We start from the raw sequence: 15,077 nt of genomic DNA, 5'->3' as shown, positions 1-15,077 counted from the left end.
TACTGCCTTGAAGTTTTGGCTTTTTTGCCCGGTCGGCAACCTTCGAGCATCACACCCCCGTCGCCGGGATGCCCGACCGCTCTATCGGGCGCGGGGCGGTCAGCTCTTTCCAGGTGCTCAGCGCTTTGTTCACGGTGGTGTTGGCCTCGCGCGCGACGAATTTGCCTTGGCCTTCCTGCGTTCGGATCTCGCCATCATGCACCGCCACCTGTCCACGGGTTAGGGTAAAGCGCGGCAAGCCCTTGACCTCGTGACCCTCGAACACGTTGTAGTCGATCGCCGACTGCTGCGTCGCCGCGCTGATGGTCTTGGTCTTGTCCGGGTCCCACACCACCAGATCGGCATCTGCACCCACCAGTACGGCACCTTTTTTCGGATAGCAATTCAATATTTTGGCGATATTTGTTGAAGTCACGGCCACAAATTCGTTCGGCGTTAGCCGCCCGGTCGCCACGCCGTGGGTCCATAGCATCGGCATCCGATCCTCAAGGCCGCCCGTTCCGTTCGGGATCTTGGTGAAATCGCCCACGCCAAACCGCTTCTGCTCGGTTGTGAAGGCGCAGTGATCGGTGGCAACCACGCTCAGCGAGCCCGACTGCAACCCCGCCCACAGGCTGTCCTGGTGCTGTTTGTTGCGGAACGGCGGGCTCATCACCCGGCGCGCGGCGTGGTCCCAATCGGGATGCGCATATTCGCTGTCGTCCAGCGTCAGGTGCTGGATCAGCGGCTCGCCCCAGACGCGCTTGCCCTGCATCCGGGCACGGCGGATGGCCTCATGCGCCTCTTCGCACGAGGTGTGCACCACATAGAGCGGCACCCCGGCCATGTCGGCGATCATGATGGCGCGGTTGGTGGCCTCGCCCTCAACCTGCGGCGGGCGCGAATAGGCATGGGCCTCGGGGCCGGTATTGCCTTCGGCCAGCAGCTTGGCCTGCAACTCGGCCACCACGTCGCCGTTCTCGGCATGGACCATCGCGATCCCGCCCAGCTCGGCCAGCCGCTTGAACGAGGCGAACAGCTCGTCGTCATTGACCATCAGGGCGCCTTTGTAGGCCATGAAATGCTTGAACGTGTTGATGCCGCGCTGTTCGATGACGGTCTTCATGTCATCGAACACCTGCTCGCCCCACCATGTCACGGCCATGTGGAAGGAATAGTCGCAATTGGCGCGGGTCGATTTGTTGTCCCAACGTTTGAGCGCATCCAGCAGGCTTTCGCCCGGGTTCGGCAGTGCGAAATCCACCACCATGGTCGTGCCGCCGGCCAGCGCCGCGCGGGTGCCGCTTTCGAAATCATCGCTGGAATAGGTCCCCATGAACGGCATTTCCAGATGCGTGTGCGGGTCAATCCCGCCGGGCATGACGTAACAGCCGGTCGCGTCCAGTTGCTCGTCCCCCTTCAGATCCGGCCCGATCTCGGTGATCACGCCGCCTTCAATCTTTACGTCGGCCTTGTAGGTCAGATCCGCGGTGACGACGGTTCCGTTCTTGATGACTGTGGTCATGTTCAACTCCCTGCGAGCGCGTCTGCTGCGCCTCTCTTGGTTTTCCTGCGGGTTGGGGGCGCGCGGCCCCGGCTACTCCACGATCTCGGCGGTTTCGACGACCGCGTGGAAAAGGACGTCGGCCCCGGCGGTTGCCCATTCCTTGCTGATTTCCTCGGCCTCGTTGTGGCTTAGGCCATCCACGCAGGGGCACATCACCATCGCGGTCGGCGCCACACGGTTGATCCAGCAGGCATCGTGCCCTGCGCCCGAGATGATGTTGGTGTGCGAATAGCCCAGCCGCTCAGCCGCGTTGCGTACGGCGGCGACGCAGGTCTCGTCGAATTTCACCGGGTCAAACCCGCCGACCTTCTCGAACTCGACCTGCAGGCCCATCTCATCCACGATGTCCTCGGCGGCGACACGCAGACGGTTTTCCATATCCTTGATGACGTCCAACTCGGGAGAGCGGAAATCGACCGTGAACACCACCTTGCCCGGGATCACGTTACGCGAGTTCGGATAGACGTCGATATGCCCGGCAGCCCCCACGGCATGAGGCGCGTGCGACCATGCGATCTCGTCCACCTTTTCGAGAATGCGCGCCATCGCCAGCCCGGCATTCTTGCGCATCGGCATCGGGGTTGATCCGGTATGCGCGTCCTTGCCGGTCACGGTCACCTGGGTCCAGCTGAGGCCCTGCCCATGGGTGACGACGCCGATATCCTTGCCTTCTGCCTCGAGGATCGGGCCCTGTTCGATATGCAGTTCAAAGAAGGCATGCATCTTACGGGCCCCGACCTCTTCGTCGCCGCGCCAGCCGATGCGCTGCAACTCGTCGCCGAACTTCTTGCCTTCGGCATCCTCGCGGTCATAGGCCCAATCCTGCGTGTGCATCCCCGCGAACACGCCCGACGCCAGCATGGCGGGGGCGAACCGGGTGCCCTCTTCGTTGGTCCAGTTGGTGGCCACGATCGGGTGTTTCGTCTTGATGCCCAGATCGTTCAGGGTTCGGATGATCTCGAGCGCACCCAGAACCCCCAGCACCCCGTCATACTTGCCGCCCGTCGGCTGCGTATCCAGGTGCGAGCCTACATAGACCGGCAGCGCATCGGGGTCCGTGCCGGGGCGCATGGCGAACATGTTGCCCATCTGGTCGAGGCCCATGGTACACCCGGCTTCTTCGCACCATTTCTGGAACAGCGCGCGGCCTTCGGCATCTTCGTCGGTCAGGGTCTGGCGGTTGTTGCCGCCGGCAACGCCCGGACCGATCTTGGCCATCTCCATCAGGCTGTCCCACAACCTGTCGCCATTAATCCTGAGATTCTGCGCCGGAGCTGCCATGTTCGTCTTCCCTGTTGCTTGCGATTTAGCTCGCTTTTGGTGTCTTGATTTGACCATCTGGTCAAACTCACGCTATCACGGGTTCAACATCAGTCAAGAAATTGCATCGCGCCGATGCAAAAATCGGCATATTCAACACCTGCTTGTTCGAAAAAGAGACGCCCTGAATACATGCCCAAAGACCGCGCCCCGACCCGAATTCAGAAAAAGAACCGCGCCGCGATTCTCGAGGCTGCGCTGAACGTGTTTTCGGCCCATGGCTTTCGCGGGGCGACCGTCGATCAGATCGCGGCCGAGGCCGGGCTGAGCAAGCCAAATCTTTTGTATTATTTCCCGTCAAAAGAGGCGATCCACACCGCGCTTCTGTCCGGCCTTCTGGAAACCTGGCTGGCGCCGCTGCACGACCTTGATGAAAACGGCGAGCCGATGGAGGAGATCCTCTCGTACATCAAGCGCAAGCTGCAGATGAGCCGCGAGTTGCCGCGCGAAAGCCGCCTGTTTGCGAACGAGCTGGTGCAGGGCGCGCCTCGCATCCATGACGCCCTGTCGAACGATCTGAAGGCGCTGGTCGATCAGAAGGCGGCCGTTCTGATGCATTGGATGGATCAGGGCAAAATCGCCCGCCTGCACCCGCATCACCTGATCTTTTCGATCTGGGCGTTGACCCAGCATTATGCGGATTTCGATGTTCAGGTACGGGCGATCCTGGGCGACGAAGACCCGTTCGAAGGGGCTGCGCCCTTTATCGACACCCTGTACCGAAAACTGCTGACCCCATGAAAAAGGGCCGCAGCGCGGCCCCTTTCGGTGATCTGACGCCGATCACTCGGCGGCTTTGGCCATCGGGTTGTTCGGGTGGGTTGTCCAGTTGGCATAGTCCGGCTGAACCACCTTGCCGGTGCGCGGATCGACCTCGCCCGCCGCCATCGGCACCATCGAGATGCAGCCCTCGACCGGGCAGACATCCACGCACAGGTTGCAGGCCACGCATTCCTCGTCGATCACCTCGAACACTCGGTCGGGCGACATGGAGATAGCTTGATGGCTGGTGTCCTCGCAGGCCGCGTAGCAGCGGCCGCACTTGATGCACTGATCCTGATCGATCTTGGCCTTGGCAACGTAGTTCAGGTTCAGATATTGCCAGTCGGTCACATTCGGGACGGCGCGCCCGACGATCTCCGATACGTTGGAGTATCCCTTCTCGTCCATCCACTGTGACAGTCCCGCCGTCAGTTCATCGATGATCTTGAACCCATAGGTCATCGCCGCCGTGCATACCTGGACCGTGCCGCAGCCCAACGCCATGAACTCGGCCGCGTCGCGCCATGTGGTCACCCCGCCGATGCCCGAGATCGGCAGGCCATGGGTCGCCTCGGCGCGGGCGATCTCGGAGACCATCGACAGGGCGATGGGCTTGACCGCAGGGCCGCAATAGCCGCCATGACTGCCCTTGCCGTCGATCGAGGGCTCGGGGCTGAACGTGTCCAGATTGACACTGGTGATCGAGTTTATCGTGTTGATCAGCGACACCGCATCGGCCCCGCCATTCTTGGCCGCAGCCGCCGGCTTGCGAATGTCGGTGATGTTGGGCGTCAGCTTCACGATCACCGGGCGGTCATAGTATTTCTTGCACCAGCGGGTGACCATTTCGATGTATTCGGGCACTTGCCCCACGGCCGAGCCCATACCGCGCTCGCTCATCCCGTGCGGGCAGCCGAAGTTCAGTTCGATCCCGTCGGCGCCGGTTTCAGCGACGCGCGGCAGGATGGCTTTCCAGGCCTCCTCCTCGCACGGCACCATGATCGAGGCGATCAGTGCGCGATCCGGGTAATCCGCCTTGACGCGGGCCATCTCCTCGAGGTTCACCTCAAGCGGCCGGTCGGTGATCAGTTCGATGTTGTTGAGGCCCAGCAGACGCCGGTCGGCCCCGTAGATCGCCCCGTACCGGGGGCCGTTCACGTTGACCACCGGCGGGCCTTCCGCGCCCAGCGTTTTCCACACGACGCCACCCCATCCGGCCTCGAAGGCACGGCGGACGTTGTATTCCTTGTCGGTCGGCGGCGCCGAGGCCAGCCAATAGGGGTTGGGGCTTTCGATGCCCAGAAAGTTCGTTTTCAAATCAGCCATTTATCCGGCCTCCCTGATGCGAAGATGCATCTTCGTCTTGTCACACAAATTCACGCGCCGACGCCTCGCTCAGGCGCTCAGGCTGGCGTGAATGTCCATAGCGGCATCGCGGCCCTCGGCTACGGCGGTCACGGTCAGATCCTCGCCACCCGCAGCACAGTCTCCGCCGGCCCAGACCCCCGGAACCGAGGTGCGTCCAGCCGCATCGACAGCGATCTTGTTGCCGTCGAGCACCAGCCCCTCGGGCGCGCCGTTCAGCGTCTGGCCGATGGCCTTCAACACCTGATCGGCGGCCAGACGGATGGTATCGCCCGTGCCGGTCAGCTTGCCGTCCACGGTGGCAGTATACTCCAATTCGATCTCGGCCGCTGCCCCGTTGCCATGGATGGCGACGGGCTGGACATTGCATAGGATGCGCACCCCCTTCGAGGCCGCCAGATCCTGTTCGTATTTACTGGCGCTCATCGCCGCGCGCACGCGCCGATAGGCGATGGTCACGTTCTCGGCGCCCAGCAGTTTGCACTTGACCGCGGCATCGACCGCCGTCATCCCGCCGCCGATCACCACTACGTTCCGGCCCACCGGAACCTGAGCCAAATCAGCGGCCTGGCGGACCTCGGCGATGAAATCGACCGCGTCGCGCACGCCCGGCAGGTCTTCGCCCTGGGCCCGCAGCGCGTTCACACCGGTCAGACCGATCGACAGGAACACCGCGTCATAGTCGTTGCGCAGGCTGTCCAGAGTGACCGTCTGGCCCAGCGCCTCGCCGGTTCGGATGCTGATGCCGCCGATCTTCAGCAGCCAGTCCACCTCGGCCTGAGCAAAGTCATTGGTCGCCTTGTAGGCGGCGATCCCGTATTCGTTCAGCCCGCCCGGCTTGGGCTTTGCCTCAAAGATCACGACGTCGTGGCCCAGCATCGCCAGCCGATGCGCACAGGCCAGCCCCGCCGGCCCTGCCCCGATCACGGCAACGGTCTTGCCGGTGGGGGCCGCACGTGTGAACGGATGCACACCGGCCTGCATCAGCGTATCGGTCGCATACCGCTGCAAGCGCCCGATCTCGACCGGCTTGCCCTCGGCCGTTTCGCGCACGCAGGCTTCCTCGCACAGCGTTTCGGTCGGGCACACACGGGCGCACATGCCGCCCAGGATGTTCTGATCGAAGATCGTCTTTGCCGCTGATTCCGGTTGCCCGGCCTGAATCTGCCGAATGAACAGCGGAATATCGATATCGGTTGGACAGGCCGTCACGCACGGCGCGTCATAGCAGAAATAACACCGATCGGCGGCCACGGCAGCCTCGTGCGGCGCCAGAGGCGGATGCAGATCGGTGAAATTCGAGGTCAGCTCATCGCTGGAAAGCCGCCCGGCGACGATGCCGGGTGCCATCTGGCCCTGTGCCATCACTCTACTCCCTGTAGATATGTTTGTTATTGAGACCAGCTTGCCACAAACAAATTTTTTATCAATTGGTAAAATTTGCCAAATGGTCAAAAAAGCGAAAACCGGGCCGAATGACCCGGTTCTTTGGTGGCATTTGCCCGTTTTTCAGGCGAAACCGGCCTCAGACCATGACGGACAGGTGCCCTGACTTCATCCAGACGCGGGCGCCATCCGGACCTGCCCGCAATTCAGTGCGCGTTCCGGGCGGCAGACGCAGCCAGTCCCATCGCGCGAATTCCTCGCCTTGTTCGGTGAAGCCGCCGTCGATCACGAAGACCTCAGCCCCGCCGGGCGCGTCAATCGGCACGACCTGATCGGGCGGCCAACTGCGCACTTCAACCGTTTCGTGGTCGTCCTTGAACAGCGGCACTTGGTCCGCACCGTTGATCGAGCGGCGCACGGTGGTGCGGTCGTTTGGGTCGAATTGATGCAGTTTGACCAGGATCGTCGCGCCTTGGCTGGCCGATGGCGTATGCGACGAGGTCGGCGGGTTGCGGACATAGCTGCCCACCGGGAAATCTCCGGTCTCGTCCTGAAAAACGCCGTCCAGAACCAGGTATTCCTCGCCCCCGTCATGGGTGTGGGCGGCAAAGGCGCTGCCGGGCGCAAAGCGTACGATGGTGGTGGCGCGCGCCACCTCGTCGCCGATCCGGTCCAGCATCTTGCGCTCGACCCCTGCGGCAGGCGAGGCCACCCACTCGGTCTGGTCGAAGTGAACCGCCACCCGCTGGGTGAAATCCGCATTGATCCGCATGTCGCGCTCCTGTCTGGTCCTCTCCATCAACATGGGCGTGCCGGGCCCGATTTCAAACACGCGGCGTCAACGGTTTTGACGCAGGTTCAGCGATGCTGTAGGTCGAAACCAACGGCAAGGGGCGGGCAAGCGCCCCGAACGGAAGGCGCAGATGCAGGCAGACCGGCAGAAATTCAACATCCTGATCATCGGGCAGAACAACCGCCTGCAATACGAAGCCGTCCTGTTCGCCGCCTCTCTGCGCCACTCCGCGCCCGGATTTTCGGGCCGCCTGTTCGTAGGCGTTCCGCAACCCGGCCCGCGCTGGAGCCAGGACCCAAGCATCCGCAACGAGGATGTTCTGAAGGCGCTGAAACAGCTGGACGCCGAGATCCTGCCCTTTTCGTCCGAGGTGTTCGGCGAAAGCTATCCCTACGGCAACAAGATCGAGGCTCTGACCGCCCTGCCCGAGGGTGAGCCATTCGTGTTCTTCGACACCGACACGCTGATTACAGGCGACCTGGCCGCCGTGCCGTTCGATTTCGACCGGCCCGGTGCGTCGCAGAAGGTCGAGGGCACCTGGCCCAAGCCGACCCTGTACGGGCCGGGGTTCGATGGCATCTGGCGGGCGCTCTATGATCGGTTCGGGCTTGATTTCCAAAGCTCGATCGACCCGACCCAACCGGAGGAATACTGGCGGCGGTATCTGTACTTCAATGCGGGCTATTTCTTCTACAAATGCCCCCGGCAATTCGGCACGCGGTTTCTGGACTATGCGCGCACCATCCGGGATGAAGAGATCCCCGCCCTGACCGGCCAGAACCTGGACCCGTGGCTGGACCAGGCGGCTCTGCCGCTGGTCATCCACGCGCTTGGCGGCGGGCGCGATGTTCTGCCCGCGGACCTGCTGGATGGCTCGGTCAGCTGCCACTATCGCCTGTTCCCGCTGCTTTACGCACGCGAAAGCGACCGGGTGGTCGAGGTGCTGGAAACTGTTTCCGCGCCCAATAAGGTCAAGAAGGTGCTCAAGAACTATGATCCGCTGAAACGGCTGGTCTATCAGGGCAAGGGCGCCAGGATCCGCGCCATGTTCGACCGGGACAACCTGCCCCAGCGCGAGCAGGCCATCCGCAAGGTCATCAAGAACAAGGGGCTGTGGCTGCGCTGACGCGGACATTGTGCCTCGCCCGGCAATCGCCTAGAGATTCTGCAACGCATATTCCCAACAGGAGAGTGACGGATGTCCGACGGCCCCACTTATGGTTTTGATACGCTGCAAATTCACGCGGGCGCCCGCCCCGATCCGGCGACCGGCGCGCGCCAGACCCCGATCTATCAGACCACGGCCTATGTGTTCCGCGATGCCGATCACGCGGCCGCTTTGTTCAACCTGCAAGAGGTCGGCTATATCTATTCGCGGCTGACCAACCCCACCGTGGCAGTTCTGCAAGAGCGGGTGGCGACGCTGGAAGGTGGCGTTGGCGCAGTGTGCTGTTCTTCGGGTCACGCGGCGCAGATCATGGCTCTGTTCCCGCTGATGGGGCCGGGTTGCAACGTGGTCGCCTCGACCCGGCTGTATGGTGGAACGGTCACGCAGTTCAGCCAGACCATCAAGCGCTTTGGCTGGTCGGCCAAGTTCGTTGATACCGATGATCTGGATGCTGTGAAGGCCGCCATCGATGACAACACCCGCGCGGTGTTCTGCGAATCCATCGCCAATCCGGGCGGCTATGTCACCGATATCCGCGCGCTGGCCGACGTGGCCGACGCCGCCGGCATTCCGCTGATCGTCGACAACACCTCGGCCACGCCCTATCTGTGCCGCCCGATCGAGCATGGCGCCACGCTGGTCGTGCATTCGACCACCAAGTACCTGACCGGCAATGGCACGGTCACCGGCGGCTGCGTCGTGGATTCGGGCAAGTTCGACTGGTCCGCCAGCGACAAGTTTCCCTCGCTCAGCGCGCCGGAGCCCGCCTATCACGGCCTCAAATTCCACGAAACTTTCGGCCCACTGGCCTTCACCTTCCACGGTATAGCCGTGGGCCTGCGCGACCTAGGCATGACGATGAACCCGCAGGCTGCGCATTACACGCTGATGGGGATCGAGACGCTGAGCCTGCGCATGCAGCGCCATGTCGAAAACGCTGAAAAGATCGCCGCGTGGCTCGAGAAAGACGACCGCGTGGACTATGTGACCTATGCGGGCTTGCCCTCGTCACCCTATCACGACCGGGTCAAGAAATATTATCCCAAGGGCGCCGGGGCACTGTTCACCTTTGCGGTCAAGGGTGGCTATGACGCCTGCGTCAAGCTGGTGAACGCGCTCGAGATCTTCAGCCACGTCGCCAACTTGGGCGATGCGCGGTCGCTGATCATCCATTCGGCCTCGACCACGCACCGGCAGCTGACCCCCGAACAGCAAGAGGCCGCCGGTGCCGGGCCGAACGTGGTGCGGGTGTCGATCGGGATCGAGGATGCCGATGACCTGATCGCCGATCTCGATCAGGCACTATCCAAGGCTTGCGCCTAGTCCGAAATGCCGGGGCACCGGATCAACGCATTGGGCCAGCCCGTGGGCCTGCCGGTTGCGGGGGAGTTCCCCCGCCCGGCCCCACCGAGCGCGCCCATGCAGGGGCGGTTTTGCCGCGTGGTGCCCTTGGATGCGAATGCGCATGCGCCCGGCCTGTTCCGGGCGTTTGCCGCCGATACCGACGGGCGCAATTGGACCTACTTGCCCTACGGCCCGTTCGACTCGCAAGCGGGGTTCGCCGCCTGGCTGGCGCAGACCTGCACGGGGGACGATCCGCTGTTCCACACGGTTCTGGACCAAGGCGGACAGCCCGTCGGGATGGCATCCTACCTGCGTATCGACCGCAATGCCGGCGCGATCGAGGTGGGGCACATCCATTTCTCGCCGCTGATGCAGCGCACGCCGGTCGCAACCGAAACGATGTTCCTGATGATGCGCCGCGTCTTCGATGAACTGGGCTATCGCAGGTACGAATGGAAATGCGATGCGCTGAATGCCCCGTCGCGCCGGGCCGCCGAACGGCTGGGTTTTGTCTTCGAAGGCGAATTTCGGCAGGCCACCCATTACAAGGGGCGCAACCGCGACACGGCGTGGTTTTCGATCATCGATACGGACTGGCCACGCATCCGGCAGGCGTTCGAAACCTGGTCGTCACCCGAGAATTTTGATGCCTCGGGCCAACAGCGGAAACCACTGATGGCCCGCAGCGAAAGATGACGTTAGTCGGAAATGTCAAACTCCATCGACACGGTGACCGAAACCGAAACCTCGCCACCGGCGACCGGGACCCCGCCCGAATCGGCCATGGCCATCTCGCGCATCTGCATCACCGGCCGCAGGCCGCCGCTCTGCTCGTCGATCGAGTGAACCGGCCCCAGGGTAACGCCGCCGGCCTGCGCCAGTTGCCGGGCTTTCTCGATGGCGTCAGCCACGGCCTTGGCCCGCGCTTCGGCCTCCAGCGGCTCGGGCTCTTGCAGGCCAAAGCTCAGGCTGCCGAAATCATTTGCACCATCTTCCATGACCCCATCCAGAATCGCGCCCAACGCGCCCAGGTCGCGCACCCGCACGACCACCCGGTTCGAGGCCACGAAGCCGGTGATCCGTGGGGTGCCGTCGCCCGAATAGCCCCGCCCGCTCCAGACCGGCGAAACCGACAGGTCGCGCGTCTGCACGTCACGCGGCGCGATGCCCATGTCGTCCAGCCGGGCCAGAACCTTCGTGACGGCGGCGGAGGTCGCGCGCATTGCGGCCGAGGCCGCCTTGTCTTCGTTCGTGACCCCCAGCATGATGGTGGCCATGTCGGGCGCGGCCTCGGCCGTTCCGGTCGCGGACACACGGATGCGACGTTCTTCCGCATGGGCGGCGCCGGCCGCGGTCGCCGCCAGCATTGCCGCCAAAAAAGCAAATGTCTTCAAGGTGATCCCTCCGGTTTCCTGTCTCGGACAATGGGCCGGCAGACCCTTGCCGAGCAAGGGGAGAATCCGGCTTTGCCTTTCCCTCGGCGGGTTCCTGCTTTAACCTCGTTGGGCGAACGCATGGGCGTTTGCTTTGGTTCTGGCAATTACGGCATCTTCGGATCATGACACCCGCCTTCGCGTTGTCCCTTTCGGAAAACGGCATCACGCTTCTGCACCAGTCCGATGGCGAATGGTTCGAGATCGGATCCGTTACGCTGGACGATCCTGATTTTTCCGAAAGCCTGACCGAACTGCGCAAACAGGCCTTTGCGCTGGCCAACGACCTAAGCTGCATCGTCGTGATCCCGGCCGAGCATGTCCGCTATCTTGGGATTCCAGCCGATGACGCCGGTTTGGGCGATCCGACCGCGCGGATCGAGGCCGAACTGGCCGCGGCGACGCCCTATGCGGCGAACGAGCTGCTCCATGATTCTCAGCGTCGGGACGGTGTTCTGCAAGTGGCCGCAATCGCCCGCGAAACTCTGGACGAGGCGCGAAGATTTACCGTTCAATACGGGTTCGTGCCCCTGTGTTTTGCGGCCCCTCCGCTGGGTGAGTCCTGGCCCGGATCCTTCGAGTTTCGTTTCGACGGAGCACCTGGCAATACGACGGCGGCAACCGCGCCGATTGCAACCGACCTGCCCGCGCGCCCAGAGGGCACTGAACCGACCGAGCCGGCACCGGCACCCTCGCCCGAAGTGACCGCCGCAGAGCCCTCGGTCGCAGTCCACCCCGTTGCTGAACCGCACGGCGCGGCGACGTTTCGCCCGCAGAACACCTTGGACGGACCCTCGGCACGCACCTTGTGGCACGACCGCCGCCTGCGCCGTGCGGTGCCGGTGGCCGTCGTTGCAGTACTGGCCGGTGTGGCATTTGGCATTCTGAACCGCTCGGATGACGCCCCTGCCCCGAGCCCTGCCCCTCCCGCGCCTGTGGTTGCCGAGGCCCCCGTACTGGACCAACCCGAAGATCAGGTTCCTCAGACCACTGCGCCCGTGACCACGCCGGCAGAGCCGGTTCCGCCCCCGGCCGAGCAGGCGGCGACAACGGGACCTGGACGTGCACCCGTTGAATTGCCGCCGGTTCCTTCCGAAACCGACCCCGAGGCCTTGGCCGATCTGGTCTCGGCGCCGGTTGAAACCCCGGACGCACCCACACCCGGGCCGGACCCGATCGACGCCGCCGTTCTGGATGCGCTGACGGTCGCGCCATCGCCGGTCGAACAGGTCCAGCGCGACCCCGAAAGCCAGGAGGTGTTCCAAGAGGTCACCGGCCTGACCATCGTTGCGCCAGAGGCCCCGCCGACACCGCCACTGGAGGACCAGGACGAACTCTATCTTGCATCCATCGACTCGACCGACCTGTCACAGGATGCGATTGCACTGCCCGATGTCCTGAGTTTTGCATCCGACGCACCGGTCGATCAGGTCAGCGCTCCCGCGGCGCCGGGCACGCGGTTCGCGCTGGACGCGCGCGGGTTGGTGACGCCGACCCCCGAGGGGACGCTGAACCAGGACGGCGTCATGGTGTATATGGGACGGCCAGCGCGTGTGCCGCCGGCGGTGCCCGTTCGATTCGAAACCGACCCGACGGTCACCCAGGCCGACGAACGGCTGGCCGGCCTTCGCCCCAAGACGCGCCCGGCCGATCTGATCGACAGGTTCGAGCGGGAACAGCTTGGGGGGCGGTCATTGACCGAACTGGCCGGCATACGCCCGAAAGCCCGCCCCAAGTCCGTCCAAGACAGGGCGCAGACAGATCAAACCCCCACCGCACAGGCGGTGGTCCGGGTCCCGCGCCCACGGGTGCGCCCATCGACGGTTGCCGCACTGGCCGCCCAACGGCAAAAGACCGGCGGCGCCACGCTGGGCTCGGTCGCTGCGGTGGAGGAATCGGATGACGACGCGGGGTCGTTCCAGCCAAAATCCGTGGCGCCAAAGATCCCCAGCACCGCATCGGTTGCCCGGCAGGCGACGATGGACAACGCGATCAACCTCAGACGACTGAACCTGATCGGGGTCTATGGCACCCCGGCCAACCGCCGCGCCCTGGTCCGGCTGCCCAGCGGCCGGTACAAGAAGCTGAAGATCGGCGACCGGATCGACGGCGGCAAGGTCGTTGCGATCGGTGACAGCGAGCTTCGTTATCAGAAGCAGGGGCGCAACCTGACCCTGACAATGCCCAAGGGATGAGACACCGAGAAGTCCGGAACCCTCAGCGGGTTCCGAAAGGCCTATCGCCGAAAATCAGGCGGCGTCGATTTCACCGGACTCGATCTGTTCGCGCTCGATCGATTCGAACAGGGCCTTGAAGTTGCCCTCGCCGAAGCCATCGTCGCCCTTGCGCTGGATGAACTCGAAGAAGATCGGCCCGATCACGGTTTTCGAGAAGATCTGCAACAGGATCTTGGTCTCGCCACCATCAACAACCCCTTCTCCGTCGATCAGGATGCCGTGCTTCTTCATCCGGTCCACCGGCTCGTCATGGCCCTTCACGCGGTCGAAGGACATCTGGTAGTAGGCATCGTTGGGGCCGGGCATGAACTTCAGCCCCCGCTCGGCGATGGCATCGGTCGAGTCATAGATGTTCTCGGTGCCGACGGCGATGTGCTGGATGCCCTCGCCTTTGTATTTCTTCAGATAGGACACGATCTGCCCGGTCTCGCCGCGGTCCTCGTTGATCGGAATGCGGATCCGGCCGCAGGGCGAAGTCAGCGCGCGGCTGAACAGACCAGTGTATTTACCCTGGATGTCGAAGAAGCGGATTTCACGGAAATTGAACAGGTCGCCGTAGAACTTGAACCACTTGTCCATGTTGCCCTTGTAGACATTGTGGGTCAGGTGATCGAGGTAATAAAAGCCCACGCCGCGCGGCTTGGACTGCTTCAGCCACTCGAATTCCTCGTTGTAGGGCGAGGTCTCGTAGTATTGGTCGATAAAATAGATCAGCGATCCACCGATGCCCTTGATCGCGGGCACGTCCATGGTCTTGTCGGCGCCATCATAGGGTTCGGCCCCTTTTGACACCGCGTGTTCATAGGCCTTTTGTGCATCGACTACGCGCCACCCCATCGACGGGGCGCAGGGCCCGTGCTCAGCCACGAATTTCGCGGCAAAACTGTCTGGATCGGCGTTCAGGATATAGGTGATGTCGCCCTGCTGCCACAGCTCGATTGCAGGCTTGTCCTTGTGGCGGGCAACCATTTCAAAACCCATTTTCGCGAAAAGATCGCGCAACTCCTGCGGCTCGGGATGGGCGAATTCGACGAACTCGAATCCGTCGGTCCCGGCGGGGTTTTCTGCGCTGACGGCGGATTTCGGGGCATTGTGGGGGAAAGGACCCATGGCGTGTCTCCTCGACGAAAGGATTTTCTTTGCTGATTCAAGAATACGCATTTTTTCACACTGTTTTTGCGCATATTTTTCATGTAAACTTCTATTTGATGCGTGAAATTCGCGCGAAAATAGTAAAGATTGAAAAAAACTCGCACATGCTGGATGCAATCGACACACGCCTGCTGGCAGCCCTGCAAAAGGATGCCCATCTGACGGCCCATCAGTTGGGCGAGTTGCTGAACCTGTCGCCCAGCCAGGCGGGCCGCCGTCGTCAGCGGCTTGAGGCCGAGGGCTATATCACCGGCTATGCTGCCAAGCTGGACCCCTTGAAACTGGGCCTGCACGTGCAGGGTTTCATCCAGGTTCACCTGGGCACGCACGGCCCCGAGCAATCGGCCAGCTTTGCCCGCATGGTCAATTCCCGCCCCGAGATCACCAGCGCCTGGACGATGACCGGCGAGGCGGATTACCTGCTGCACGTCTATTGTGCGGATCTTTCTGCGCTCAACGCCTTGCTGCACGAGGTGATCCTGCCGCATCCTGCCGTGGCCCGCGTGCAAAGCCAAATCGTGATGGATCAGCTCAAGCGCGACGCCCCGCTGCCCACTTGACGGCCTCGAAA

Annotated in this window: 13 protein-coding genes; 6 read left to right on the top strand and 7 right to left on the bottom strand. The window is 63.1% G+C overall.

Annotated features, from left to right (window positions below; translation table 11 throughout):
* Window positions 1-49 precede the first annotated feature (49 nt).
* Window positions 50-1,504: a dihydropyrimidinase gene (gene hydA, locus AC2FMN_RS06875; RefSeq protein ID WP_496679661.1), complete on the bottom strand. Its 1,455-nt coding sequence runs from the start codon at window positions 1,502-1,504 to the stop codon at window positions 50-52.
* Window positions 1,505-1,576: 72 nt separating this feature from the next.
* Window positions 1,577-2,827, bottom strand: a complete 1,251-nt coding sequence (locus AC2FMN_RS06870) for a Zn-dependent hydrolase (RefSeq protein ID WP_170538339.1) — start codon at window positions 2,825-2,827, stop codon at window positions 1,577-1,579.
* Between the two features lie 171 nt (window positions 2,828-2,998).
* Between AC2FMN_RS06870 and AC2FMN_RS06865 the strand changes: the two genes are divergently transcribed.
* Window positions 2,999-3,607, top strand: a complete 609-nt coding sequence (locus tag AC2FMN_RS06865; protein ID WP_496679658.1) for a TetR family transcriptional regulator C-terminal domain-containing protein — start codon at window positions 2,999-3,001, stop codon at window positions 3,605-3,607.
* Window positions 3,608-3,649: 42 nt separating this feature from the next.
* Here the strand turns inward: AC2FMN_RS06865 and preA are convergent, their stop codons facing one another.
* From preA to AC2FMN_RS06850, 3 genes are all read right to left on the bottom strand, one after another.
* Window positions 3,650-4,954, bottom strand: coding sequence for an NAD-dependent dihydropyrimidine dehydrogenase subunit PreA (preA, locus tag AC2FMN_RS06860; protein WP_496679655.1), 1,305 nt, complete (start codon window positions 4,952-4,954; stop codon window positions 3,650-3,652).
* A gap of 69 nt (window positions 4,955-5,023) precedes the next feature.
* Window positions 5,024-6,358, bottom strand: coding sequence for an NAD(P)-dependent oxidoreductase (locus tag AC2FMN_RS06855; protein ID WP_496687099.1), 1,335 nt, complete (start codon window positions 6,356-6,358; stop codon window positions 5,024-5,026).
* A 160-nt stretch (window positions 6,359-6,518) separates the two neighbouring features.
* A complete protein-coding gene (locus AC2FMN_RS06850; protein WP_480634008.1) occupies window positions 6,519-7,151 on the bottom strand; it encodes a cupin domain-containing protein in 633 nt (210 codons plus the stop codon).
* A gap of 151 nt (window positions 7,152-7,302) precedes the next feature.
* On the opposite strand from AC2FMN_RS06850, the gene AC2FMN_RS06845 reads away from it, so the two are divergent.
* The 3 genes from AC2FMN_RS06845 (at window position 7,303) to AC2FMN_RS06835 (ending at window position 10,380) form a co-directional block, all read left to right on the top strand.
* Window positions 7,303-8,298 carry a GT-B fold glycosyltransferase domain-containing protein gene (locus AC2FMN_RS06845; RefSeq protein ID WP_496687098.1) on the top strand — a complete coding sequence of 332 codons (996 nt, stop codon included), beginning with the start codon at window positions 7,303-7,305 and terminating at the stop codon, window positions 8,296-8,298.
* A 72-nt stretch (window positions 8,299-8,370) separates the two neighbouring features.
* Window positions 8,371-9,663, top strand: coding sequence for an O-acetylhomoserine aminocarboxypropyltransferase/cysteine synthase family protein (locus tag AC2FMN_RS06840; RefSeq protein ID WP_496687097.1), 1,293 nt, complete (start codon window positions 8,371-8,373; stop codon window positions 9,661-9,663).
* 6 nt (window positions 9,664-9,669) lie between these two features.
* Window positions 9,670-10,380, top strand: a complete 711-nt coding sequence (locus AC2FMN_RS06835; protein ID WP_496687096.1) for a GNAT family N-acetyltransferase — start codon at window positions 9,670-9,672, stop codon at window positions 10,378-10,380.
* A 2-nt stretch (window positions 10,381-10,382) separates the two neighbouring features.
* On the opposite strand, the gene AC2FMN_RS06830 is transcribed toward AC2FMN_RS06835, so the two are convergent.
* Complete coding sequence (locus AC2FMN_RS06830) at window positions 10,383-11,051, bottom strand: SIMPL domain-containing protein (protein WP_496687095.1); 669 nt, start codon at window positions 11,049-11,051, stop codon at window positions 10,383-10,385.
* A gap of 191 nt (window positions 11,052-11,242) precedes the next feature.
* Here AC2FMN_RS06830 and AC2FMN_RS06825 point away from each other — a divergent pair, with 191 nt between their 5' ends.
* Window positions 11,243-13,312, top strand: a complete 2,070-nt coding sequence (locus AC2FMN_RS06825; RefSeq protein ID WP_496687094.1) for a hypothetical protein — start codon at window positions 11,243-11,245, stop codon at window positions 13,310-13,312.
* A gap of 54 nt (window positions 13,313-13,366) precedes the next feature.
* On the opposite strand, the gene hppD is transcribed toward AC2FMN_RS06825, so the two are convergent.
* Window positions 13,367-14,464 (bottom strand): 4-hydroxyphenylpyruvate dioxygenase, encoded by a 1,098-nt coding sequence (hppD, locus tag AC2FMN_RS06820; RefSeq protein WP_496687093.1) that lies wholly within the window; start codon window positions 14,462-14,464, stop codon window positions 13,367-13,369.
* Between the two features lie 146 nt (window positions 14,465-14,610).
* On the opposite strand from hppD, the gene AC2FMN_RS06815 reads away from it, so the two are divergent.
* A complete protein-coding gene (locus AC2FMN_RS06815; RefSeq protein ID WP_496679641.1) occupies window positions 14,611-15,066 on the top strand; it encodes an Lrp/AsnC family transcriptional regulator in 456 nt (151 codons plus the stop codon).
* Window positions 15,067-15,077: the final 11 nt, after the last annotated feature.

The organism is Ruegeria sp. BHSC037, assembly GCF_059613045.1.
Note: the sequence above shows the minus strand (reverse complement) of the source record. Positions and strands in the feature narration are given on the sequence as shown.

Bases quoted from the DNA above. Each gene is read 5' to 3' on its own strand.
- hydA (WP_496679661.1), bottom strand. From the start codon at position 1,504: ATGACCACAGTCATCAAGAACGGAACCGTCGTCACCGCGGATCTGACC.
- AC2FMN_RS06870 (WP_170538339.1), bottom strand. From the start codon at position 2,827: ATGGCAGCTCCGGCGCAGAATCTCAGGATTAATGGCGACAGGTTGTGG.
- AC2FMN_RS06865 (WP_496679658.1), top strand. From the start codon at position 2,999: ATGCCCAAAGACCGCGCCCCGACCCGAATTCAGAAAAAGAACCGCGCC.
- preA (WP_496679655.1), bottom strand. From the start codon at position 4,954: ATGGCTGATTTGAAAACGAACTTTCTGGGCATCGAAAGCCCCAACCCC.
- AC2FMN_RS06855 (WP_496687099.1), bottom strand. From the start codon at position 6,358: ATGGCACAGGGCCAGATGGCACCCGGCATCGTCGCCGGGCGGCTTTCC.
- AC2FMN_RS06850 (WP_480634008.1), bottom strand. From the start codon at position 7,151: ATGCGGATCAATGCGGATTTCACCCAGCGGGTGGCGGTTCACTTCGAC.
- AC2FMN_RS06845 (WP_496687098.1), top strand. From the start codon at position 7,303: ATGCAGGCAGACCGGCAGAAATTCAACATCCTGATCATCGGGCAGAAC.
- AC2FMN_RS06840 (WP_496687097.1), top strand. From the start codon at position 8,371: ATGTCCGACGGCCCCACTTATGGTTTTGATACGCTGCAAATTCACGCG.
- AC2FMN_RS06835 (WP_496687096.1), top strand. From the start codon at position 9,670: ATGCCGGGGCACCGGATCAACGCATTGGGCCAGCCCGTGGGCCTGCCG.
- AC2FMN_RS06830 (WP_496687095.1), bottom strand. From the start codon at position 11,051: ATGCTGGCGGCGACCGCGGCCGGCGCCGCCCATGCGGAAGAACGTCGC.
- AC2FMN_RS06825 (WP_496687094.1), top strand. From the start codon at position 11,243: ATGACACCCGCCTTCGCGTTGTCCCTTTCGGAAAACGGCATCACGCTT.
- hppD (WP_496687093.1), bottom strand. From the start codon at position 14,464: ATGGGTCCTTTCCCCCACAATGCCCCGAAATCCGCCGTCAGCGCAGAA.
- AC2FMN_RS06815 (WP_496679641.1), top strand. From the start codon at position 14,611: ATGCTGGATGCAATCGACACACGCCTGCTGGCAGCCCTGCAAAAGGAT.